General features: G+C 70.5%; 18 protein-coding genes and 1 pseudogene. 6 read left to right on the forward strand and 13 right to left on the reverse strand.

Annotated elements, in window-relative coordinates; translation table 11 throughout:
• Positions 1-159: 159 nt before the first annotated feature.
• Both ACIRRU_RS24475 and ACIRRU_RS24480 read left to right on the forward strand, forming a co-directional pair.
• Entirely contained in the window at positions 160-645 is a 486-nt protein-coding gene (locus ACIRRU_RS24475) for a hypothetical protein (RefSeq protein WP_403683875.1), read from the forward strand.
• Positions 642-2,609, forward strand: a complete 1,968-nt coding sequence (locus ACIRRU_RS24480) for a DUF2264 domain-containing protein (protein WP_403683877.1) — start codon at positions 642-644, stop codon at positions 2,607-2,609. The genes ACIRRU_RS24475 and ACIRRU_RS24480 overlap by 4 nt, the downstream gene beginning before the upstream one ends.
• Before the next feature lie 60 nt (positions 2,610-2,669).
• On the opposite strand, the gene ACIRRU_RS24485 is transcribed toward ACIRRU_RS24480, so the two are convergent.
• The 5 genes from ACIRRU_RS24485 to ACIRRU_RS24505 form a co-directional block, all read right to left on the reverse strand.
• Positions 2,670-3,302 (reverse strand): lactate utilization protein C, encoded by a 633-nt coding sequence (locus tag ACIRRU_RS24485; protein ID WP_403683879.1) that lies wholly within the window; start codon positions 3,300-3,302, stop codon positions 2,670-2,672.
• Positions 3,299-4,840, reverse strand: coding sequence for a lactate utilization protein B (locus tag ACIRRU_RS24490; protein WP_403683880.1), 1,542 nt, complete (start codon positions 4,838-4,840; stop codon positions 3,299-3,301). Before ACIRRU_RS24490 ends, ACIRRU_RS24485 begins: the two co-directional genes overlap by 4 nt.
• Positions 4,837-5,604 (reverse strand): (Fe-S)-binding protein, encoded by a 768-nt coding sequence (locus tag ACIRRU_RS24495; protein WP_403683882.1) that lies wholly within the window; start codon positions 5,602-5,604, stop codon positions 4,837-4,839. Before ACIRRU_RS24495 ends, ACIRRU_RS24490 begins: the two co-directional genes overlap by 4 nt.
• 196 nt (positions 5,605-5,800) lie before the next feature.
• Positions 5,801-6,556, reverse strand: a complete 756-nt coding sequence (locus tag ACIRRU_RS24500; RefSeq protein ID WP_403683884.1) for a FadR/GntR family transcriptional regulator — start codon at positions 6,554-6,556, stop codon at positions 5,801-5,803.
• A gap of 313 nt (positions 6,557-6,869) precedes the next feature.
• The gene (locus tag ACIRRU_RS24505; RefSeq protein WP_403683886.1) at positions 6,870-7,154 is read right to left on the reverse strand and encodes a DUF3040 domain-containing protein; all 285 of its coding nucleotides are present in this window, start codon (positions 7,152-7,154) and stop codon (positions 6,870-6,872) included.
• A gap of 444 nt (positions 7,155-7,598) precedes the next feature.
• On the opposite strand from ACIRRU_RS24505, the gene ACIRRU_RS24510 reads away from it, so the two are divergent.
• From ACIRRU_RS24510 to ACIRRU_RS24520, 3 genes are all read left to right on the forward strand, one after another.
• Entirely contained in the window at positions 7,599-8,582 is a 984-nt protein-coding gene (locus tag ACIRRU_RS24510) for a HAMP domain-containing sensor histidine kinase (RefSeq protein ID WP_403683888.1), read from the forward strand.
• Between the two features lie 9 nt (positions 8,583-8,591).
• Positions 8,592-9,281: a response regulator gene (locus ACIRRU_RS24515; RefSeq protein WP_403683911.1), complete on the forward strand. Its 690-nt coding sequence runs from the start codon at positions 8,592-8,594 to the stop codon at positions 9,279-9,281.
• A gap of 88 nt (positions 9,282-9,369) precedes the next feature.
• Positions 9,370-10,293 carry a DUF2510 domain-containing protein gene (locus ACIRRU_RS24520; protein ID WP_403683890.1) on the forward strand — a complete coding sequence of 308 codons (924 nt, stop codon included), beginning with the start codon at positions 9,370-9,372 and terminating at the stop codon, positions 10,291-10,293.
• 86 nt (positions 10,294-10,379) lie between these two features.
• Here ACIRRU_RS24520 and ACIRRU_RS24525 read toward each other — a convergent pair whose 3' ends face one another.
• Positions 10,380-12,440, reverse strand: a complete 2,061-nt coding sequence (locus ACIRRU_RS24525; RefSeq protein ID WP_403683892.1) for a phosphocholine-specific phospholipase C — start codon at positions 12,438-12,440, stop codon at positions 10,380-10,382.
• Positions 12,441-13,032: 592 nt separating this feature from the next.
• Here ACIRRU_RS24525 and ACIRRU_RS24530 point away from each other — a divergent pair.
• Positions 13,033-13,305, forward strand: coding sequence for a DUF3253 domain-containing protein (locus ACIRRU_RS24530; RefSeq protein WP_403683893.1), 273 nt, complete (start codon positions 13,033-13,035; stop codon positions 13,303-13,305).
• Positions 13,306-14,167: 862 nt separating this feature from the next.
• Here ACIRRU_RS24530 and cas6e read toward each other — a convergent pair.
• From cas6e to ACIRRU_RS24565, 7 genes and pseudogenes are all read right to left on the reverse strand, one after another.
• Positions 14,168-14,833 carry a type I-E CRISPR-associated protein Cas6/Cse3/CasE gene (gene cas6e, locus ACIRRU_RS24535; RefSeq protein ID WP_403683894.1) on the reverse strand — a complete coding sequence of 222 codons (666 nt, stop codon included), beginning with the start codon at positions 14,831-14,833 and terminating at the stop codon, positions 14,168-14,170.
• Positions 14,830-15,654 (reverse strand): type I-E CRISPR-associated protein Cas5/CasD, encoded by an 825-nt coding sequence (gene cas5e / locus ACIRRU_RS24540; RefSeq protein ID WP_403683896.1) that lies wholly within the window; start codon positions 15,652-15,654, stop codon positions 14,830-14,832. Before cas5e ends, cas6e begins: the two co-directional genes overlap by 4 nt.
• Positions 15,651-16,826 (reverse strand): type I-E CRISPR-associated protein Cas7/Cse4/CasC, encoded by a 1,176-nt coding sequence (gene cas7e, locus ACIRRU_RS24545; RefSeq protein WP_403683898.1) that lies wholly within the window; start codon positions 16,824-16,826, stop codon positions 15,651-15,653. Before cas7e ends, cas5e begins: the two co-directional genes overlap by 4 nt.
• A 25-nt stretch (positions 16,827-16,851) precedes the next feature.
• On the reverse strand, positions 16,852-17,517 hold the full coding sequence (casB, locus tag ACIRRU_RS24550) for a type I-E CRISPR-associated protein Cse2/CasB (protein ID WP_403683900.1): 666 nt from the start codon (positions 17,515-17,517) through the stop codon (positions 16,852-16,854).
• A gap of 28 nt (positions 17,518-17,545) precedes the next feature.
• Positions 17,546-19,180: a type I-E CRISPR-associated protein Cse1/CasA gene (gene casA, locus ACIRRU_RS24555; protein WP_403683902.1), complete on the reverse strand. Its 1,635-nt coding sequence runs from the start codon at positions 19,178-19,180 to the stop codon at positions 17,546-17,548.
• Between the two features lie 40 nt (positions 19,181-19,220).
• Positions 19,221-21,944, reverse strand: a complete 2,724-nt coding sequence (locus ACIRRU_RS24560) for a CRISPR-associated endonuclease Cas3'' (protein WP_403683904.1) — start codon at positions 21,942-21,944, stop codon at positions 19,221-19,223.
• 492 nt (positions 21,945-22,436) lie between these two features.
• Positions 22,437-23,062 (reverse strand): annotated as a pseudogene (locus tag ACIRRU_RS24565) (IS5 family transposase); the annotation flags it as partial.
• Positions 23,063-23,160 lie beyond the last annotated feature (98 nt).

Consider the following 23,160-nt stretch of genomic DNA (forward strand, 5'->3'; position numbering starts at 1 on the left):
GAGCCCGACCCCCGCGTGGTCCAGGCCGTTCGGCGTCGGCCGTGCGGGGTCCGGGGCGTCCGGCGTCGGCCGTGCGGGGCGCGGGGTCCGGCGTCGGCCGTGGACAGAAGGTACCGCTCCGGGCACCGGGGTGCCGGGCAGCTACTACGATCCGGCTCCATGAGCACTTCTGACCAGGATCAGCGCCGGGACCAGCGCGAGGACGAGCCGGACGACGGGCCGGCCGGGAGCGGCCGGGCCCCCGCCGACCCGCCGATAGCGGAGCCCGAAGCTGGAGGGGCGGCCGAGGCCGGAGGTGCGGCCGAGGTCAGAGGGGCCGCAGGTGCCTCAGGGGCCGCAGGCCCGGAGGTCGATGGAGCGGAAACGGACGGTGCCGCCGCGGAGCCGCGGCGGCTGACGCCCCGCCAGGCCCGGCGGCTGCGGATCGTGCTCTCCGCGGTGGGCATGGTGGCGATGGCGGTGGTGCTCGCCCTGCGGATCGCGAGCCGGTCCTCGGTGCTGGTCGTCGGCGTGTACGGGCTCGCGCTCATCCTGTGCGGTGTGGTGATCGAGCTGAGCCGGAACGGCCGTACCCGGCTCGGCAGTTGGCTGCTCGGGGTGGGTCTCGTCGCCGCCGTCGGCGCGGACTGGGTGCTGCTGCCGTGAGCGGTGGCGCCTTCGAACTCCCGCCGGAGGAGCGGGCGTCGAGCCCGTACACCGGATACACCCGCGCGCACTGGGAGGCGGCCGCCGACGGGTTGCTGGCCGCCGCGTGGCGGTGGGCCTCCCCGGCCGGGGCCCGGCTCGACCTGCCCGGTCCCCCGTCGTGGTCGGGGGTGCGGTCGGACGGCCTGGAGGGGTACGCGCGCACGTTCCTGGCAGCCGGGTTCCGGATCGCCGGGGCCGGGGGCGGGGACCCGCTCGGCCTGCTGGAACGGTACGCCGAGGGGCTGGACGCCGGTACGCGGAGCCCGGGGCGGGACGACGCGGAGTCCTGGCCCCCGATCCTCGGCCACCACGTCCGGGGCCAGCCCATGGTGGAGTCCGCGTCGGTGGCGCTCGGCCTGCGGCTCACCCGGCCCTGGCTCTGGGACCGGCTGGACAGCGACGTACAGGACCGGGCGGAGCGGTGGCTGCGCGGCGCGCTGCGGCATGTGCCGGCTCCCAACAACTGGTACCTCTTCCCGTACACCGTGGCCGGGTTCCTGGAGTCGGTGGGCCGGGGCGACGCGGAGACCGTACGGGCCCGGGAGCGGGCGCTGGAGCTGCTGGAGCGCTGGTACGCGGGCGACGGCTGGTACACCGACGGGGACGGGCGCGCCTTCGACCACTACAACGGCTGGGCACTGCACCTGTATCCGCTGCTCGACGCCCGTCTGGCGGGCGACGAGGAGGAGTCGGCGCGCCACGGTGCGCGGCTGCGCCAGCATCTGGAGAGCTATGCGCTGATGTTCGGCGGCGACGGGGCGCCGCTGTACTTCGGCCGCTCGCTGACCTACCGGTTCGCGGCGGGCGCGGCGGTGGGCCTCGGTGCGGTCACCGGGCACACGCCGCTCGCCCCGGGGGCCTCCCGGCGGGTGGTCAGCGGCGCGCTGCGGTACTTCCTGGAGCGAGGGGCGGCCGGGCAGGACGGGCTGCTGAGCCTCGGCTGGCACGGCCCGCACGCGTCGACGCTCCAGACGTACTCCGGCCCGGCGTCGCCGTACTGGGCCTCGAAGGCGTTCGTGGCCCTGCTGGCCCCGGCCGGGCACCCGCTGTGGACGGCGGAGGAGGAGGCCGCCCCCAGCGAGGGTCCCGACCGGGTGCTGTCGGTACCGGCGGCGGGCCTGCTGGTCCAGTCCACCCGGGCGGACGGGGTGGTGCGGCTGCACAACCACGGCAGCGACCATGTCCGGCCGGACGAGGGCGAGTCAGCGGCCGACGAGGACCCGCACTACGCGCGGCTGGCGTACTCCACGGTGACCGGGCCGACGTCGGCCGCGAACCCGGCGGACAACCATCTGTCGGTGACGGTCGGCGGAACGCGCAGCGCACGGCGGCGCATCCGTCCGCTCGGGTCCGGGCACGGCGACGGCTGGGGCTGGGCGGCCTCCTGGCATCTGCCGGCGTTCCCGGCGGGCGCCCCGGCGACGGCACCCGGCCTGCGGGTGGAGAGCGTGACGGTGGCCCGGGGCCGTGACGAGCTGCGGATCCACCGCGTGCTGGGCGCGCCGGACGGAGCGCGGGCCGAACTGACGGGCTGGGCGACCGGCCCCGGAGACGGAGCGCGTTCGCGGCTGCTCGGGCTGTACGGCTGGGACGCGGCGCGCGCCGAGGACGTACGGGCCCCGCAGGGCACGGCGTTCACCCGCTGGGCGACCGTCCCCCGCCTCACCGCCACCCTGCCCGGCGCGCCCCCTTCCAGCACCCCGACGTCCTCGTCCGGCTCGGCGGTGACGTGGGGCCCGGCGGTCCTGGTGGCGCTCGCCGCCCTCAGCGCCGCCCCGGACGCGGGGGCGCCGGTGGCGGCGGAGGAGGTGGTGGACCGGGTGGAGGTCACCGGGGACACTGTCGCCGTCCGCTGGTCGGACGACGGGGCGTGGACGCGTATCGCCTTCGGGCGGGGCGCGGTGAGCGTCCGTCACGGGTAACGCCCGTCGTGGGAAGGGTCGTCGTGGGTGGCGCCCGTCACGGGTAGGGAGCGCCGGGAGCTACGCGTCCGTGCGGATCACCACCACCAGGGTGCGGGGCCCGTGCACGCCCTCCACCCGCTCCAGCTCGATGTCGGAGGTGGCCGACGGACCGCTGATCAGCGTCGTCGGCCGCTCGGGCACCAGCCGGGACACCGCCTCCGGCACGCCCGCCGCCACGGCGGAGAGATCCACGACGCACACATGGAGGTCGGGGACGAGCGACAGCGCCCGGCGGCCCTGGCCGGGCGAGCCGTCGAGGAAGATCGTGCCGGTCTCGGCGCAGCCGACCGCGGAGGCCGTCACCACCGCGTCCAGGGCGTCGAGCCGGGCGGCGGGAAAGTCCGGGCCGTCGTGGTGGACCTCGCCGTCGTAGCGGGAGAGCCAGCGCGCGTCGAGGCCGGGCGGCACACCGATCCGGCGGACGCCGTGCTTCCGCAGGACGTCGGCGATCACCTCGGCGGTGCGGTCGGCCGCGCAGGGATGGACGCTCGCCCGGTAGTCCAGGAGCCGGTCGGTGAACAGGGCGAGGCGTTCGCCGTCGGGCAGGACCCGGCCGGTGCGGTAGTCGCGCGGGATGGTGACCGCGTGGGCGGGTGCCAGGGCCAGGGCGTCGCGGACCCGGCCCAGCACGGTGTCGCGGGAACTGCTCATGTCGCGTCCTCCTCCTCGCCGGGGTCGGTGGTGCGTTCGGCGGCCGCGGCCCGCAGGGTGGCCCGCCCCTCGTCGGAGGCGAACCAGGAACGGAAGGTCTGCCGGGGCGGGGCGGCGGTGTCGCGACTGTCGCTCCAGCCGCTCAGCGGTGGCGGCAGCCGGGAGATGGTCCCGTCGCGCCCCGCGGCGACCCGGCCGAGCGCGGAGGCCTTCTGTGCGGCGGTGTACAGGCCCGGGCGGCGCATCACGGCGGCGGCCGCCTTCATCGCCAGCTTCTCCGGTGTGGTTCCGGCCTGTTCGGTGTGCTGGTGGCGCAGTTCGACCAGCAGCGAGGGGATGTCGATCTTGACCGGGCAGGCGTCGAAGCAGGCCCCGCAGAGGCTGGAGGCGTAGGGAAGGGAGCTGTTGGGGTCTCCCTTCGTCGCGTCCATCCCGGCCAGTTGGGGGGTGAGGACCGCGCCGATGGGGCCCGGGTAGGTCGAGCCGTAGGCGTGGCCGCCGGTGCGCTCGTACACCGGGCACACGTTCAGACAGGCCGAGCAGCGGATGCAGTTGAGGGCCGCGCGCCCGATCGTGTCGGCGAGCGCGGCGGTACGCCCGTTGTCGAGCAGCACCAGGTGGACGTCGCGCGGTCCGTCTCCGGGCGTCACCCCGGTCCACAGGGAGGTGTAGGGGTTCATGCGCTCCCCGGTGGAGGAGCGCGGCAGGAGCTGGAGGAAGACCTCCAGGTCCTGGTAGCGCGGGAGCACCTTCTCGATGCCCATCACGGTGATGAGCGTGTCGGGCAGGGTCAGGCACATCCGGCCGTTGCCCTCGGACTCGACGACGGCGAGGGTCCCGGTCTCGGCGACGCCGAAGTTGGCCCCGGAGACGGCGACCCTGGTGGTCAGGAACTTCTCGCGGAGGTAGCGGCGGGCGGCGGCGGCGAGGTGGGCGGGGACGTTGTCCAGGTCCGGGTCGATCCCGGGGATGCGGTCCAGGAAGATCCGCCGGATCTCGTCCCGGTTGCGGTGGATGGCGGGGACGAGGATGTGTGAGGGCTTGTCGTCGGCGAGCTGGACGATGAGTTCGGCGAGGTCCGTCTCGTGCGCGGTGATACCGACGGACTCCAGGTGTTCGTTGAGTCCGGTCTCCTGCGTGGCCATGGACTTGACCTTGATGACCTCGTCGCTGCCGGTGGCCTGCACGAGGCGGGCGACGATGGCGTTGGCCTCGGCTCCGTCGCGCGCCCAGTGGACGGTGCCGCCGCGCTCGGTGACCTTCTGCTCCAGTTGTTCCAGGAGTTCCGGCAGCCGGTTCATGGTGTCGGTCTTGATGGCGGAGCCCGCGTCGCGCAGGGCCTCCCAGTCGGGGAGTTCGCCGGTGACGCCGAGGCGTTTGGCGCGGATGGTGGCGGTGGCGCGGCCCAGGTTGCGACGCAGTTGCGCGTTGCCCAGTTCGTGGTGCGCGGCGCGCGGGAAGGGCTGGTCGCCGCGGAGGTTGCCGGTGCCGTACGGGGAGCGGGGCGGCGGGGCGGGCATGCCGAGGAACGTGCTCATACGGAGGCCTCCGTCAGGGCGTCGGGCGTGGCGCGGGTGGCGGCGAGGATCCGGGCCAGGTGGAGGGTGCGGGTGCCGGACCGGATGCGGGAGAGCCCGCCGCCGATGTGCATCAGGCAGGAGGAGTCCCCGGCGGTGCAGACCTCGGCGCCGGTGGCCCGGATGCTGTCGGTCTTGTCGCGGAGCATCGCGGTGGACGTCTCGGCGTTCTTGAGCGCGAAGGTGCCGCCGAATCCGCAGCAGGAGTCGGCGCCGGGCAGTTCGACGAGGTCGATGGAGTCGACGGCCCGCAGCAGCCGGAGGGGTTTGTCGCCGACGCGGAGCATCCGCAGCGAGTGGCAGGTGGGGTGGTAGGTGACGCGGTGCGGGAAGTACGCGCCGACGCGGGTGACGCCGAGGACGTCCACGAGGAGTTCGGAGAGTTCGTACGTCTTGGCGGCGACGGCGGCGACCCCGGCGCGCAGCGCCGCGTCCCCGTAGCGGTCGGCGACGAGCGCGTGCTGATGGCGCACCGACCCGGCGCAGGAGCCGGAGGGCATGACGACCGCCTCGATGGAGGGGTCGCCGAAGCCGTCCGCGAAGTTCCGTACGAGCGGGACGGGTTCGCGCTGGTAGCCGGTGTTGATGTGCATCTGCCCGCAGCAGGTCTGGCCCGGCGGGAAGACCACCTCGTGGCCGAGCCGGGTGAGCAGGACGGCGGTGGCCCGCACCGCGTCGGGGAAGAGGGTGTCCCCGAGGCAGGTGGCGAAGAGTCCGATACGCATGGCGTCTCCCCGGTCGGGTTCTCTGCGGCGTGGCGTCCGTCGCCCTGAGGATGATGTTTCTATGGTCGGACCATACTAGGCGGGGGTGGCCCGGGGAAGGATCCGGACGCCCTCACACCGCCCCGGGCGGGGCTCCTCGTCGGGTTGCCAGGACGCGCGCGTACGGAGGCCTGCTGTGTGCCGTGCCCGAGCCGTGCTACGGGCGCTTCCCCGGGCTCTCCTCCGGAGTGACCGGTCCCTCGACGAGGGTTCCGTGCAGTCCCCGGATGTGCCGCTCCACCAGCTCCGCGGCCGGACCCCCCTCGCCCTCCCGCACCAGTGCGAGGAGACTGCGGTGCTCGGCGTTCAGGGCCTGGGCGGTGGCGGGCCAGTCCTCGGCCGCTTCCAGGGCGCGCAGGATGAGCGGGCGCACGGACTCGCGTACGGCGGAGGTGAGGGTCGACGTCAGCGCGTTGCCGGAACTGCGGGCGAGGAGGACGTGGAAGCGGGTGTCCAGGTCGTTGAAGGCGTCGACGCCGATGCCCGGCTCCGCCATGCCGGACACCAGCCGCGCCGCCTCGTCGAGGTCTTCGGCCGGGGCGTGGCGGGCCGCGGCCTCGACGCTGGACCGCTCCAGGACGACCCGCGCCTCCAGCACGTCCTGGAGGCTGTAGCTGCCGAGCGCGAAGTGCAGTCGCAGCAGCCGGCCGAGGGCGTCGTCGGGGTTGCGCACGATCCGGGCCCCGGCGTCGGGGCCCCGGCCGGGCTGGGCCGCCAGGACGCCGACGGTCTCCAGCACCCGCAGGGCCTCGCGCAGCGCGGAGCGGCTGACGCCGAGCACGGGAGCCAGTTCCCGCTCGGGAGGCAGCCGGTCACCGGCCCGCAGCTCTCCGGCGAAGACCCGTTCCTCGATGCTGCGCAGGACGAGTTCGTGCGTACGGGACTGCCGCACGGGCTGCCATTCGACGGGCATCGGTCGCTCCCAGTGTCGGCCGGACCAGGACCCGCAGCCTATGCCAGGTGTCAGGCCGGCCTGTGGTCGGACCGTACCGCCCGTGGCCCGGCCCTCGGGCCCCCGCCGCCCGGTCCCGTACGCGCGAAGGCCCCGCCCGGGGGTCTCGGGACGGGGCCTGCACCGGCCCGGAGGGACCGGTGGGGCGGTGTATGCGGACACCGCCGGGGAGATGGCGCGTGGTCGGCAGGATCCCCGGGGGGGGGATCGGCGGACTCGGCGGGGCGAGCAGCGGGGACGGCAGGGGGCGGATCAAGGACGGGGCAGGGGCGGGTCAGGGGGTGGGGATGTCCCGGCCGTGCTGTCGTCCGCGCTGCGGGTCGAAGAGATTGGCCGCCGCTCCGGAGACGACGAGGCCCCCGGCGATCAGCAGCCCGTGACCGGCGGCGATGCCGGAGCCCAGAACAGTGAGCCCGACGGCGAGCCACAGCCAGGCGCCGCGACGCCGGTACTCACGCGGGCCGCGCGGCGTGCCCCCGGACATCGCCTCGGCGAATCCGGGATCGTCGCGCCGCAGTTGTTCCTCCAGCACGCGCAGCCGCTCGTCGTACGTGGGCATGGTCTCTCCCTCCCGTACGGAGACCCTTCGGCTCCGGCCGCCCCGGCCCCCGCGCCGAGCAGGGTCAGGGCCCTCGGGACCCTGGACCTCATGGTCGCCGCGCGCGGCGGCAGCGGGCCATCGGGGGCAGCACCCATATCGGGGGGTGCGCACCATGCAGGCCGAGGCGACGAGGACAGCCCACGCGGCGGGCACGGCACGGGCGACGAGGCTGGCGCAGGCGGTGGGCACGGCACCCGGGGGGGTGGGCACGGCACGGGCGACGAGGCTGGCGCAGGCGGCGGCGTGGTTCGTCCGTGCGGCGGCGATAGTGGAGGCTGTCGAACACCCGCCTCCTCCCCATGGTCCACGCCCGCCTCCACCCCCGCTCCACACCACCCGCCCGCCCGACGCCCACGTGCCGCCGTCAGCCCGACGCCCACGTCCAGAAGGAGCCGTTCACCCTTGTCCCTGTTCTGGCGGATCTTCCTGCTCAACGCCGCCGTGCTGGTGGCGGCCGGCGCCCTGCTGCTGCTCGGTCCGATCACCGTGTCCACGCCGGTCCTGCTGACCGAGGCCATGATCCTGACGGGCGGCATCGCCTTCATGCTCGCGGCCAACGCCGCGCTGCTCCGGCTGGGCCTCTTCCCGCTCCAGCGGGTCACGCGCGCGATGACCACCACCGATCTGCTGCGGCCGAGTCCGCGCCCCGAGGTGGCGGGGCACGGCGAGATCGCCGCGCTGATCGAGACGTTCAACACGATGCTGGACCGGCTGGAGGCCGAGCGCGCCACCAGCAGCGCCCGCGCCCTGTCCGCGCAGGAGGCCGAGCGGCGCCGGGTGGCCCGGGAGCTGCACGACGAGGTCGGCCAGACCCTCACCGCGGTGCTGCTGGAGCTGAAGCGGGTCGCCGACCACGCTCCGGAACCGCTGCGCGGCGAATTGCGGCAGGTTCAGGAGATCACCCGCGGGTCCCTCGACGAGATCCGCCGGATCGCCCGCAGGCTCCGGCCGGGGGTGCTGGAGGAGCTGGGCCTGGTGAGCGCGCTCACGGCTCTGGTCACCGAGACCCCCGCGCCGGACGGGCTCACGATCCGCCGCCGGACGGGCAAGGACCTGCCCGGACTGGACGCGGAGGCGGAGCTGGTCGTCTACCGGATCGCCCAGGAGGCCCTCACCAACACGGTCCGGCACGCCGGGGCCACCCGGCTCGAACTCTCCCTGGACCGGGGCCCCGGCGGGGTGGAGCTGCTGGTCCGCGACGACGGCCGCGGACTCCGGGGCGCCGCCGAGGGGGCCGGCCTGCGCGGGATGCGCGAACGCGCCCTGCTGATCGGCGCCGAACTGTCCATCGGCCCCGGCCCGCTGGGCGGCACCGAAGTCCGTCTCGATGTACCCGTCCGTACCGAAGTCCCTCTCGACGTACCCGTCCGTACCGAAGGCGAGTGACCCGTGCCCATGTCTCCCTCCGTCGTCCCGGCCGCCGAGGGCCCCGGCCCCGCGCCGACCCGCATCCTGCTGGCGGACGACCACGCCCTGGTCCGCCGCGGGGTCCGGCTGATCCTGGACGGCGAACCGGATCTGACCGTCGTCGCCGAGGCGGGAGACGGGGCCGAGGCCATCGAGAGGGCGCGCAGCGAACGGCCGGATCTGGCGATCCTGGACATCGCGATGCCCCGCCTGACAGGGCTTCAGGCCGCGCGGGAACTCTCCCGCGTCCAGCCGGAGTTGCGCATCCTCATGCTGACGATGTACGACAACGAGCAGTACTTCTTCGAGGCGTTGAAGGCCGGGGCCGCCGGATACGTCCTCAAGTCGGTCGCCGACCGGGACCTTGTCGAGGCGTGCCGGGCCGCGATGCGCGACGAGCCGTTCCTCTACCCCGGCGCGGTCACCGCGCTCATCCGGAACTACCTGGACCGGGCGAAGGAGGGCGAGGAGCTTCCCGCGCGGGCGATCACCGACCGGGAGGAGGAGATCCTCAAGCTGGTCGCCGAGGGGAACTCCTCGAAGGAGATCGCCGGACTGCTCGTCATCAGCGTCAAGACGGTGGAGCGGCACCGGGCCAACCTGCTCCAGAAGCTCGGTCTGCGCGACCGTCTGGAGCTGACGCGGTACGCGATCCGCGCGGGCCTGATCGAACCGTGACGGGTCGGCGGCCGTACGGGCGGGCGGGTACGGCTGCCGACAGGGGCAGTTCATGTGATTCTCAGCCGGTCCGCATAGGCTGCGGTCCGTGACCCAGATGACCCCGCCCGGCTGGCATCCAGACCCCGGGCACTCAGGAAACGGTCCCGCCCAGGAACGCTGGTGGGACGGAGCCCGGTGGACCGGCCACGTCCGCCCCTCCCCCGCTGCGGGACGCCGACGGGGTATCCGCATCGGCGTCGGCGTGGTCGTGGGCGCCGTGGTGCTCGCGGCCATCGGCGGCGGCGTGTATCTGCTGGGCGAGAACGACGGCGGTCGGCCCGGCACCGCGGCCTCCGCACCGTCCGCCACCCCTGACGACGGGCCGGGGTCGCCGGGCGGCGGCCCGGAGGGCGACCGGAAGGACGGCGGCAACGGAAACGAGGACGGCGAGGGTGGCCCCCGGGGCCCCGGCGAGCAGGCCCCGCCGTCGGAGCCGGGCTTCGCCACGGACCTGGCGGCCGGGATCAGCATGCCGGTGCCCAAGGGCTGGCAGGGCAAGTCCGCGCCGGTCGGTGCCGGGGTGACGACGGGCGAGCACCCGTGCCCCGGGGACAGCGGGGAGACCTGTGTGCGCGGCGGGGTGTTCTCGGCTCCGGCGGTCGCCCTGGAGATCACCGCGAAAACCCCGGAGGAGGCGGCGAAGCAGGACATCGCCGTCAACGCGAAGGAGTCCTACGGCGGGGCGACCTACGGAAAGATCACCGCGCACAAGGTCCTGAAGTCCGAGGCCGTCACCGTGGCGGGCGAGAAGGGCTACGCGGTGCGCTGGGAGGTGGCGACGGAGAAGGGCGACGACGGATATGTGGAGTCGCTGGTGTTCCCCTCCCCCGCCTCCGCCGACATGCTCGTGGTGGTCCGTTCCGGGTTCGACGTCAGCGAGGACGCGCCGAAGCTCTCCGTCCTGGACGAGATCACCCGGGGCATCAAGGCGGCGTCCGGCGCCGGACGGGGCGACGGCGGCGCGGCCTGAACCAGCCGCCGCCCGCATGGGCCGGGGGCGGACGGGGAGAGGGGAGAGGGGCCGGAACCGTGCGGTCCTGGCCCCTCTCCCTGTTCTCACGCCGTGGCGGTCGCCGGGTCGCTGACCCCGACGGCTCCCGTCTCGACGTGGCCGGCGAAGCGGCGCAGGAAGTCCGGGGCTCCCTCGGCGGTGACGGAGACGTCGTACCAGCGTCGGTCCGCCGGCAGGTCGATGGTCCGTGACTCCGTGGCGCCCGCTCCCACGGTGACCGTCTGCTCCGCGCCCCCGTACGCCTCGGTGAGGGTGAGGCGGGCCTCGGTGCCGCCGGGGTTGGTGAGCGTCAGATCCAGACCGCCGCTCTCCTCGTTGTGGCGGGCGGTGACCTCGGGTCCGGTGGCCTTGCCCGGACTGCGGAACGTGACGAGGAAGCCGTTGGGACCGTGCACGGTGAGGTCGTGGACACCGCCGGAGTAGGCGGAGTTCCAGGCGTCGGAGACCGTCCTGCCCGCCTCGGCGGTGTACGTCCAGGGGGCGTCGGTCCGGTTCGCGGAGGTGACGTAGAACTGCGCCCCGGCCGCGGCCCCCGGACTGAAGGTGAGGGCGATCTTCCCGGTGCCCGCGTCGACGGCGGCGTCCACGTACGGGGCGTACGGGAGCGGGCGCGCGGGTCGCCCGCCCGCCTCCTGCCGGGGCAGCGAGCCCACGTCGGGCGGGGTGGGCCGGTAGTCGGGGTGCCGTTCGCGGTCCGGGGGCTCGTAGGCGGCGGTGTCCGGCAGGTCGTCGGGGGCCGGTGCGGTACGGGAGAAGTCGAACGCGGAGGTCAGGTCGCCGCAGATCGCGCGCCGCCACGGCGAGATGTTCGGCTCGCGCACCCCGAAGCGCTTCTCCATGAACTGGAGGACCGAGGTGTGGTCGAAGACCTCGGAGCAGACGTAACCGCCGGTGCTCCAGGGCGAGACGACCAGCATCGGCACCCGCGGTCCGAGACCGTAGACACCAGCGTCGTACGAGGAGCCTCCCTCGTACACCTCGGCCGCGGTGTCGGCGGTGGACAGCCCCTGGTCGGCGGAGACCGGCGGGTAGGGCGGGACGACGTGGTCGAAGAAGCCGTCGTTCTCGTCGTAGGTGATGAACAGGGCGGTCCGGCTCCACACCTCGGGGTCGGACGTCAGGGCGTCCAGCAGTCCGGCGATGTACCAGGCGCCGTAGTTCGACGGGAAGTTGGAGTGCTCCGTGAACGCCTCCGGGGAGGCGACCCAGGAGATCTGCGGCAGCGTACCGGCCTTGACGTCGGCGGCGATCCGGTCGAAGTACCCGCCGCCGTTCGCCACGTCCGTACCGGTGCGCGCCTTCTCGTACAGCGGGTCACCGGGGCGGGCGTCGCGGTACTTGTCGAAGTACAGCAGCGAGTTGTCGCCGTAGTTCCCCCGGTAGGCGTCGTCGATCCACCCCCAGCCGCCGCCGGCGTCCAGCCCGTCCCCGGTGTCCTGGTAGATCTTCCAGGACACCCCGGCCTCCTCCAGCCGCTCGGGGTACGTCGTCCAGCCGTACCCCTTCTCCTCGTTGCCGAGGACGGGCCCGCCGCCGGTGCCGTCGTTGCCGGTGTAGCCCGACCAGAGGTAGTAGCGGTTGGGGTCGGTGGCCCCGATGAAGGAACAGTGATAGGCGTCGCAGACCGTGAAGCGGTCGGCGAGGGCGTAGTGGAAGGGGATGTCCTCCCGGGTCAGATAGGCCATGGTCGTGGGGGTCTTGGCCGGTATCCAGCGGTCGTACCGGCCGTTGTTGTACGCCTCGTGCCCTCCCGCCCAGTCGTGGTTGAGCCCCTGGAGGAACTGCATCCCCAGGTCGTCGGCGGTCGGGTGGAACGGCAGGGTCTCCTTTCCCGCCGCGTCCGCCTGGTTCCAGACCGGTTTTCCGCTCGGCAGGGTGACGGGCCGGGGGTCCCCGAATCCGCGGACCCCCTTCAGCGCGCCGAAGTAGTGGTCGAAGGAACGGTTCTCCTGCATCAGCACGACGATGTGCTCGATGTCCTGGATGGTTCCGGACGCGCGGTGGGCGGGGATGGCGGCGGCCCGGTCGATGCTGCCCGTCAGCGCGGCGTAGCCCGCGGTCGCACCGGCGATCTGGAGAAAGCGGCGCCGATTCATATCAGCCATGAGTGAGGGGCCTCTTGGAGTGTGGGGGACAGAAACGAACAGGATGTTCCAAGAGAACCGAACAGAACGGAAGGGGCCATGTCACATCGGTGAACGCGGACCGTACGCCGGGAGGTGCCGCTCGCAGCCCCCGGCAGCCGACGACGGCGGCCCGGCCCGTGCCGCACACCCCGCCTTGGCGACCGGCGGCCGGGGTCACCGCGAGGGCGAGTGGCAGGCCGCGGCAAAGGCGGGCGACGCCCGGTCCGGGCACAGGTGTTGCGCGTTTCGTGGCGGCTGCGGGGCCTGGATGTGGCTACGGGCGGGCCCGTCCGGTTCGACGAGCTACGCGGGTACGGCCTGGCCTTCGAGGAGCTACGCGGGTCCGGCTTCATCCCTTCCGAGGGCGACGGCTCCGACGCGTTCCCGAACGTCAATGATCCCTTTGTCGACAAGTCGCTGATCGCCCCGTGCTCTCGTCGCTTTCGGCCTGGAGACCGGCGACCGCGGCCCCAGGGCCTCCGCCGTCTCCCCGTTCGTAGCGGCAGACCGGCATTCCGGCCGGGCGGACAGGGCGACGGGCAGGATTCCGGGCGAATGCGACACTGGCGGCATGACCGGAACCGGACAGCAGCAGGACCAGCGGCTCGAACAGGCGATCCTCGACCTGCTCGACGGGCGTGCGCCCGACGCGACGATCTGCCCCTCCGACGCGGCACGGGCGGTCTGGTCCGGAGACGACGACGGCTGGCGGGCCCTCATGGAGCCCTCACGCCGGGCGGCACGGCGGCTGACGGAGGCCGGCGAGGTGGAGATCACCCAGGGCGGCCGCCGCGTCGATCCGGACCGGGCGCGCGGACCGATCCGCATCCGCCGCGTGCGCTGAGCCGGCCCCGGAGACCCCCACCGGGGCACAGACCGGGCGGGCAGCGGCCATAGGGAGAAGCGACGAATCGGCCAGCCTGCGATGCCGTCGCAGATACCCTCGGAATCGCGAAGCGCAGGTCAGCAGCCCATCTCGCACGATTCGGCCGGGCGTTACGGCCCCCGCAGGGCTGATGACGAACCGCGTCGCTCACCCAGGGTTTTGCGGCTCACCTCGACTCGAACGAAGGCGCGTCCGCAAGTCCCGGCAACGGTCATATCCCACAGGGACATGACCAGCACGAGACCTCCGCATACAGCAGCAACGGTTTCCCCGGCACGTCATACGCCGCCTCCGGCCCACCACGGCTGCCCACACAGATTCCATGTCCACACCCGGCCGAAGATTGCCACGTCCACCTCCAGGGCTGGTCATGGCACCGGCCTAAGGGGTGTCCCGTAATCCCCGGTGGATCAGCGTGCGGCGTCAGATGCGGTGCATCGCAAGGCGGAGGGACGTCCGAATACTGGATGTATTCGGGCGTTCCGACAACGCGGCGAGGTGCCGTAGCTGTCGTCGCGCGCCCACCAGGGATTACGGGACAGCCCTTCGGCTGGCTCCTCGCATGCCGACTCGATGGGCTGCGGGACGTCCGCCTACCAAGGGGCTCGCGTCGAGGACCACCAGCGGCTCACCGCCGTTTCTGCGGAGATCACCCCAGGCACATCGCTCGCTGGCCGAGCAACGATCGGCTCAACGTGGTGGGCGGTTTTTTTCCCACTCTCGTGTCCCGGTAGTCAGAGAAAGAGTGCGGAGGTCCCCTGCCAAGCGGGAGCACTGTGGCCAAGAGCCCGACATGGCTCAGGTCGGCGCGCGATTGAATTCACCGGACGGGAGCAACACTGAGCAGCCCGCATCCGTATGCCTTCCCGCGCCCGATGCCGGTAGCGACCTTTTCCCGAAGTAGTTCGGCGTCGAGCACTCGGGCTGTCCCATCGAATTGCGTTCGGGCATGCTGGATTTTCTGTTTGACAACAGGGGCCCGGGAGCCCTGTCGGCCTCGGACAGCGGCAAGCGGGTGAGCGGTGACGTGCAACGGCTCCAGCCCGCCTGCGTTGGACTGGCGTTCCCACCATTCAACAGCGGCATTACCGCTCAAGGCCACGACCGGCGGGAGCTTGTAGGCTTCCCGAGAGGTGGCACCTGGCTTGCGCACGGGGCTGGCCACACAGCGGTAGTTGACTACCATCCCCTTGCGCAGGTTCGACAACAATGCGTCGAGTGATCGTATGTCGACGTTGCCGTAAGCGTCTGGCAGGCGTGAGGGGTCAGGTTCTATGTGGCTCTGTAGCAGGATGTGTGGTCCACGTGGGCTTTCCTCTGCCCGGAACAAGACCCCAAATGCGGCCCGGGCGGGTCCTTCGACGCCGTCGGGAAACATCTGCAGCATGCGTTGATGCAGCCGGATTCCTTGGTCGCTGCCACCGAGGTCCCTTCGGGCTTCGCGAGAACTTGGCGAGGGCACGATGCGGGTCAGCCACAGAGTCACCGGGCGCTCCCCTCCGGTTTGACGAAATGGGTGTCGATATAGGTTTGAAGCTTTTCCAGGTAGCCGGTGCCGAAGCCTTCGTACGCGGCTTCCGGCAGGTGTACGGCTCGTCGGTACAGCGGCCGGGGCCGGTAGTGGCGCTGCAGCGGTGCGAACGACAGAGGTTCGTCGGTGACTTCGCCGCTGTGGTGATCGCCGTCGCCCCTGTCCGGGGCGTCGGTGTCCACGGGGAGCACCCCGAGCGGTCTATCGCCGTAGAAGTCGGTCGCCTGTGCGCCGCTGCGTGGCCGCTTGGTTGCCAGGGGCAGCCGTACGAGGTGCTGCAGTGGATCTTCTACGGCTCCCAGCAGGATCGGTCCCTCCGGCGGACAGGACCGGCGGCCGAGGAACAGGGGCCAATGCGGGTCACGGAGGGCATCGCCGCACATGTGGAGCAACTCTGCGTCGTCGGAGGTGAGCGCGAGAGTGAAAGCAGCGTCGGCCAGATATTGACGCTTGGACACCAGAGTTCCCTTGTCCCCGGCCCTGCGTTTTCCATCAACGGTGATCACTTTTTCATCGGCTGGTAGCCCACCGCCTACGGTGTGGAAGTCGGACAAGACTACGCCGGGGCGGTCGACTCGTACCGTCATCGACAGTGCCGTGAGGTCGTCCAGAGGCGCTCCGCGCTCCCGCCCGAGACCTGCGGCCAACATGCCCACGATGCCGGACCGTGTAGGGAATCTGGCGGTGTCACGCCACAGGTACTTGCTGTGGGTGCCCCAGGACTGCAGGGGGCCGGCCAAACGCAGCAACAGTCCGCGGGCGGGTCGCTCGGTCACTGCGGGGCCTCGGCGAGCGCCACGTCGACGGCGGCGGTAACGAGGGCTTCAAAGGACGCGTGACGCTCTCCGAGGTGCTCCAGCTTGTCGAACTGGAGGGAGGCGTGCGCCGCGTGGAGAACGCGGCTGGGGCCGAGGAGGGTGTTCGCGGCCTGGGCGTAGGCGTTGATGCCTTCCACGGAACGTGCGACGTAGCCACCGTGCCGGGCGGACCGTACGGGCTCCTCGAAGGCTGCGGCGAAGGACAGGGGCCGGTCGGAGCGGACCGCCACGTGGACCAGATGCGGGAGCGAGTGCGGGGCGGTGGAGTTCTTCTTGGCCTGCGGAAGCGACTCGATGAAGGAGAGCAGGAACTGGCCGGCGAGTTCGCGGGCGGCATCGACGGCGATGTCGTTGTCGTCGCTCAAGTTCTTGGTGAGTTCCCGCAGGTCGATTGTGGCGAACCGGTACAGGGTGCCGGTGCTGAACTCGGCCGTGCCCATGTGACCGCTGCCTGTTTCATCGTCCTTCGTCGCGGTGACATCGTCGACAGCTGCGAAGTAGTCGAGTTCGACCTCGGTGGTGTGGGTGGTGAAGGCGTGCGCGACCTGGACGGCGCCGTCGACACCGGCATGGTCGACTTCGGCGAGCATGCGGCCGAAGAGGTTGATGACGCCGTTCCTCTTTAGCAGGATCTTGTCGATCTTCCCTTTCAGGGCGCTCTCGGGCTTCGTCTTTCCCTTGCCGGTGAAGTCGGTCGTGAGCGCGTCCTTGTGGGCTTCGGCGGTGTCCGCCAGTTCCTCGACGGCGTCTTCGGGAAGGTAGACGAGCGCGTTGGTCAGGACTTTGTTCGTGATGGGCTGCTTGTCCTTCCCCTTGGCCACCTCCCACTTGATGCTGCTTCCCGCGGCAACATGCGCACCGGCACGACCGGCAGGCGCCTCATCCCACCCACGGCCGCGGAGTACCTCGGTGACCCGCTCACCGATACGGCGCGTACGCAGCGCGCGATCACCGAGCGCTTCCTGGAAGTGCTCGCGGATGGCCCGCTTCCAGGACTGGCTGGAGATGCGGGTCCTCAGGGCGTCGCCGTAGAGCATGGTCTTGACCGAGTTGGTGTCGTCCCGATTCAGGTTCGAGTAAGGAACGGGCTGAACGACGTGGATATCGAGGAAGCGCGGCTTGAGGGCCATCAGGGAGCTCCTGTGGGTGAGAGGGTCAGTCCCGGTCGGCACGGGCGGTGATCCGGTAGAAGTCCTGCAGCCAGCGGCGGCTGATACGCCCCGACTGGTAGGGCCAGTTGATGAGGTCTGCCAGCAACTGGCCCCAGTCGATCGGGGTACCGGTGGAGCGCACCTGATTCACCGCGGCGGGGAGGTGCAGGTGAATTCCACGGAGACTCTGGCGCGTCAGGAGGTTGATGCGGTTCTCTGCGGCGCTCATCCGCATGGAGGCACCCTTCGCGATGACGGCATGTCCCAGAGTCGCACCGAACGAGGACCCATACGGGGTGACTTCTGACGGGGCAGTTTCCTCGTCCGGTTCGCCGTTCTCCGGAGGAATTGGCTCGCCTTGTTCGGCGGCGGTGTCTTCGTCGTCTTCCTGACCGGGTGCGAAAGCGTGTCGTGGCTGAGCTGCGATCAGTGAAGCCACCGTGTAATGGGCCTGCGCTGTTGGGTCATCGCACTCCTCCGGCAGGCGTGTCGTCAGCAGCCGGTGCATGGGGCGGGTGCGCGGGTGGTCCAGATCTCGGCGCAGCCCCGCGCGCAGCGCGGCACGGGCTCCGGGATCCGCGCGGCACAGGCGTTCGATACTCAGCGCGAAAGCGGCGTACGAGGCGCGCGTCCTCTGGTGCTCGCCTGCTTCAGGGGCTTGGGGGCTCACTGCCTGTCCTCGGGTCGGTGGGCGGCGGTCACGACGCCTTGGCCGCCCTGGTCGTCTTCGATTGCTGCATCGCCTTGAGCGGGTCCTTCAGTGCGCCGAGGATGATCGCCTTCGCGCTGGTGACGGCCTTCGCACCCCGTGGGGTGCGTGTCACGGAATCGGTCACCGCTTCGTACGCGTCAAGTGCGTGCCGCCCGAAGGCCAGGCACGCGGCCTCGAAGTCGAAGCCGGAGTCCACAGCGCCGTCAGAACGGCTTAACTGCCTGAACCTTGACCAGAACTCGACCTCCGCTGACGGCCAGTACCGTGCCGCTACCGCGCCCAGCCAGGCTCCAGGGTCGTTCTTCTTGTCATCCGTGTACTTCAGCCACGCTTCCTTCGTGGCCTGCTCCAGCCGGTGTCCGAAGAGCTCGCCGAGTTCGCGGAGCTGGCGGACGGGCAGGTCGCTGCTCACCACGTCTTCCTCGACCCGGGAGAGAAGTACTGGGGTGGTGGAGTCGACGTATTGATGGTTGGCCGCCTGGCTGGCGTCCTGTTCAAAGCCGAGCGCCCGTACTCGCATGTACTCACTGACGTCGAAGGCGTGGTCCATCACCTTCGGCTGGACGGGGCTGGCGTCGTCCAGCTGCTTCAGCAGAAGGGCGTCGATGTCGCGCCAGAGGGAACGGGAAGAACGTGCGAGCCGGGGGAATGTCTCTCCGTCTTTACCGATGTCCCAGATCAGGTAGTCGTCCTCGGGCCGGATCCGCTCCGCATCGTAGGCCCAGGTGATGTAGGCGTCGGTGGTGTGCTCGCCGTCCTCGGCGGCGACCAGGTACAGGGCGTGCTGCGAACAGGCGGTGAGCCGTGAGCAGGGGCCCTCAGGCGCAGGCATCGGCTTGAGCGGGTCCAGAAGATTTTCTCGCTCCCATGGGCACAGGTCGGTCTGCCGGCTGACGTCGCCGTCCGGCGGAGTCAGACCCGCCAGCAGCGTCAGGAGAAGGTTGTCGCACTCCGGGTGATACGACAGCGCGGCCCGCAGGGGTGAGGCCTTCGCGTAATGGTGGCTCACATGGTCGACTGCGCGCCTCGAGAGGGCCCCGGGGGCTCCCCAATAGTGCCAGGTCAGCAGCGACAGCGCCGCCTGCGAAAGGTGGGGAAGAACGAGCTCGGCATGGCTCCAGTGCCCGAACCAGGAGTGGTTGTTGCCCGCTGACCGGCTCATGACCAGCTTGTGGATCCCGGCAGTCTGGTTCCTGTCGCACTGGTCGGGGAGACGAGGATCCTGAAGCCAAGGACGATCACGGTCGAACAGGTCGAAACGATGGGCCCACTGGTCGAAGTAGCCCGCGATGCCGGCCTTGCGGCCGCCGGGGAGGTCGATGCTCTGCTCAGGAAAACCCTGCTCAAGGATCTCCTCCCGCCGATCGCCCCAGCTTCCGGGACCGGCCTCGTCCAGAGCGGTGATCCGGGCTGTCAGCGCGTACAGCAAGCGCAGCAGCGCCGAGTGAGCCGGAGCTTCCGGAACCAGTAGCGTGCGAATCTCTCCGGCACGCAGGAACAGACTCCTCAGACCCACATACGGCGGACCCGATTTCCCCTCCAGCCATGCGACAGGAATCCATGGCTGATCGATCAGATTGGCCCCAGGCGTAGCCACGCCCCTCCCCCCATGGTCGGACATCCACTAGATGCTAGACGGACGTACGGGATGGCGTGCCCGTTTACGGCAACTCGTCGATCACCAGACCGTGTTCACTCATGCAAAATCGATACTTCGGGCCGGTGTGCACCCACCTGCCGTCTTCCCCCTTTTCAAGATTCAGCCGGAGAACATTCTTGAGGGCTGCCATGCCGCGCCAGGCATTATTGGCATCACCTTCCATGTCCTCGACGAATCGCTTCGGTACCGGAATCAGATAGGGGACCAGCTGGCCCGGCACCGGTCTCCCCTTGGGGCCGCGCTCAAGTCTCCGCTCCGGAACGCCGTCTTCCAGGAGGTACACCTTGTTCCCCGGTCGCCCGTGCTCGTACAGACAGACCACCTGCACCACGTCCTCCCCTAACACGGAGGAGAGGAGCTCGGGCTCCATACCGGTGTGATCGCGGCTCAGCAGTCCGAGGTTGCCATCGAGCTCCCCCGGCCCAGGCACCGCCAGCCACCGCGCGGTGCCGCCGGCCCTGTTTCCACGGACCGTGCGCTGGTTGTCGAGCTGCTGGACCTCACGCGCCGTCGCCCACTCCAGCCCGTCGGCGAACTCGTTGGCATACACCTCATCCAGCACGAGGGGTAGCTCTTCGGGCAGGGAAACCGTCCTGCCAGTCCCCAGGAGCAGGTCAGTACGCCTTACCAGCGCGGCGTCGTCCAGTTCCGACGCGTTGTCCGCTCGGAGCACCACCAGCCTCGATCGGTCACCCACGCTCTGCACCGCGCGGGCCAGCAGGGCCGCGAGCGGCGCCGGTCCGGAGAGGACAAGGTCGAAATGCAGGCCCCGGATATGCTCCAGCATCGACGTCGTCACCAGCACCGAGGGACCGGAGACCGCACCATCAGGGGCGAAGGCACCCCGACAGGCTGCGAGACGCTGCCACCGGTCCTTGTTCCGCATCTGTTCATGGATCAGGGTCACGTTCAGAGTGGGGAAATCCTTCGTGAGCTGATGAAACGTGCGGATGGCTGCCGCAGGCGTCGCTCGGTAGACGGCAGCTCTTCCGCTCCCGGCTGCGACGATCGGTGCAAGAGCTGCCTCGATCTCGCCGTACGGCGTGCCGTCAACGACTTCGACGCTGAGCGTGCCGGCACAAGCGGCATCGGTAGGCCCCTGGGGCAGGTGACCGCCTCCGGACTGAGCATCCACGAACAACCACCCCGGCGTCCGACGAGGCTGCTTCACCGGCTCCCTGTCCCCTCCTGCGCCATGGCGGTAAGCCGCCAACATCGCGTCCACCGACTTGTCCGCAGCCGTCGCTGCCAGGACAACGGGGACCCGCAACGCTGCGGCCCACTCAAGGAACCGCAGCATCAGCTCATGCCCCCAGGCGTTGCGGGCGTGGGCTTCATCCACCACAACGACCTTGCTGGAAAGAGCAAAGAGCCTCATGACGTTGAACTTCACCGGCATGACGGCCTGCAGAAGTTCGTCCACCGTCCCCGTGCCGAGCGCAGCCAATAGCGCGCGGTGATGGGAGTTGAGCCAGCTGTTCGCTGTCGGGGCCCATTCCTCCCCGGGCTCCGGGCTGACTCCGCCGGTCGCATTGGCATGCGCCCACTGCTCCGCGGCTTCCGCCGGCTTCAACCGGGAAGAGCTGTGGAGCAGCAACGAACGCCACGGGCCGGTCAGCGCCTGCTCGGCGAACGCATGCACCTGCGCCATGTGGCTGTCAGCCGCTGAACCGGTCGGCAGTGCGTAGTAGAGGCCCCGCGCGCCCGCTGCATGCCCGAGGACAGCCGCCGCGCAAAGCGCCGCTTCCGTACGGTCCTCCGACGACGGAGCCGTCACGACCACCATGCCCGGCCCGTGCTCGGCCACCAGGTCGGGCATCTGGCGAGCCATACTCGTCCCAAGACCAGGCTTCCCCGCACACCGAGGAGGTTCCGGCGGCTGAGCGAACCCGGTCCCGAGCAGGTCCGTCCGCTGCAACAGGCGGGGAGCGGCCGAGCGGGCGATCTGCCAGTAGGAGTCCAGATCGTCCGGAGTTCCAGCCCATGTCTCATCCCTGAGCCGGGTCCGAATCTCCTCCTCGATACTGGCCAGCCAGTCCGACAAGGTCACCAACCCCGTCAGGACGACGGCCGCTCCTGGCGTCATCCGACCCTGCGGAACCGACCTCACCCCGACCACTCTGCGCACCTCATCGAAGTGGAGCCGTCGCTGCTCCTCCCAACTCCCCATGCCCAGACCGGGGTGACGCGCCGCAGGGCATCGCGAGTCCTTGTTGTGGACCACCGGATGGAAGCGGCCGCCGTGACCACCGAGCAACTGGGCCACCGCGTGACCGAGCTGGGACTGCGGACGTCGCTTCGATGACGGATAGCCGATCTTTTCGAAGATCCCCACCAGCCACCAGTGTGCCGCCGCTTCGTGCGACTGCCGGTCCTGCACGGCACCGGCACCGAACGCATACCCCGGCTCAGCGCTCAGCGGCTGAGTCAGCAGCTTCCCCCCGTGCTTCGGTCCATTCCGGTGCAGTTGAAACGGCACGCTGATCTTCCCGATGTCATGCAGTCCCGCCCAGAATGCCGCGAGCGACCGCGCCTGCCCATCCGAGACCTGCAGCGCCTCCGCCACCGTGCTGCGCTGATGCACGGTCAGCAACTCGTCCCAGACGACCTCAGCGACGGCGGCCGCGTCCAGCAGGTGGCAGATCAGAGGATGCGTACGGTCTGCGCCGCGGGCGTCCTCGCCAAGCCCAGCAGCCTTGCCCCAGAGACGGGATTCCAGAGGCATGGTGCTCCTTGTCACGGGTTCGGTGCAGCTAGTGCTGCCGAAGAACGCAGCAGAGCAAGCTGTCTCGCAATGCTTCATCGCCCTGCAGCATCTCCGTAAAAACCGGCGCGGGGAAATTCGGACAACCGCAGGTACACCAAGTTCGTCGTCCCGTAGAGTACTTACTGCTGCACGCCTCTCTGGGAGGTGCGCGGAATCCCATTGGCTCTTCAGGCGACAGCACATCGAGATGAACGCACGACCCTCTCGAGGGATGTGGCGCAACCTCGACCGTGTCTGCGCTCTGGAGAAGCAGTGTCTCGGTTCCTGCGGAAGTTCGTACTACGACGCGAGGTCCTCCTCGAGGTATCCCGCGTGGTGCTCAGCACGGTACTCCGTGTCCTGATCAACGAACTCGTCAGCTGGCTCTTCTGAGCCAACGGCGACGGGTCCCAGAGGTCCGTCGCCTCCTACATGGCGAGGATGTCCCGCTGGCTTCTGCCGGGTTCCCCACTAGGGCCTGTCTGACAAATGATCACCTGGCCGTTTCGCGGAGCCAGAGGATCAGGGAGGCGAGGACGACTCCCGCGCGGTAGCGGTCCGCGAGCTTGTCGAACCTGGTTTGCGATCGCACGGAACTGCTTGAGGCGAGCGAAGCATCGTTCGACCACGTTGCGGTCGCGATAGATCTCCCTGTCAAACGCGGGTGGCCGGCCACCGAAGCGCCCCCTGCGTCGGCGGTTGGCCACCTGGTCGCGGCGCTCGAGGATCGTGGCGGCGATGCCCCGACGCCTCAGCAGATGACGCATGGCCCTGCTGGAGTATGCCTTGTCACCCAGCACACGGTCCGGTGTCGTGCGCGGGCGACCCGTGCCGACGCGCGGGGTGCGGACCCCGTCGAGGACGTCGGCGAGCGCGGTGGCGTCGTTGACGTTTCGGGGTGTGAGCACGATCGACAGCGGCAGTCAGGCCGTCGACGGCAAGATGGACCTTGGTGGTCAGCCCGCCCCGGGACCGACCGAGTTCTTGAAGCGCCTGCGAGCGGCCCGGATCTTCCGGTTCGCCCCTGTCTGCGTCCCCCTTTTACGGGCGCCCGCGGCGTGCTGATGGGCCCGGTTGATCATGGAGTCAACGGCGACGATCCCCCCCGTTACCTTCTACGTGGCTCCGCAATGGGGCCTCCGGCCTTCGGGTCCGGCATGAATTCCCCCCCTTGTTGTTCATGATCCGGGGGGGT

This window comes from Streptomyces sp. NPDC101181 (assembly GCF_044767975.1).
Classification (GTDB): domain Bacteria; phylum Actinomycetota; class Actinomycetes; order Streptomycetales; family Streptomycetaceae; genus Streptomyces.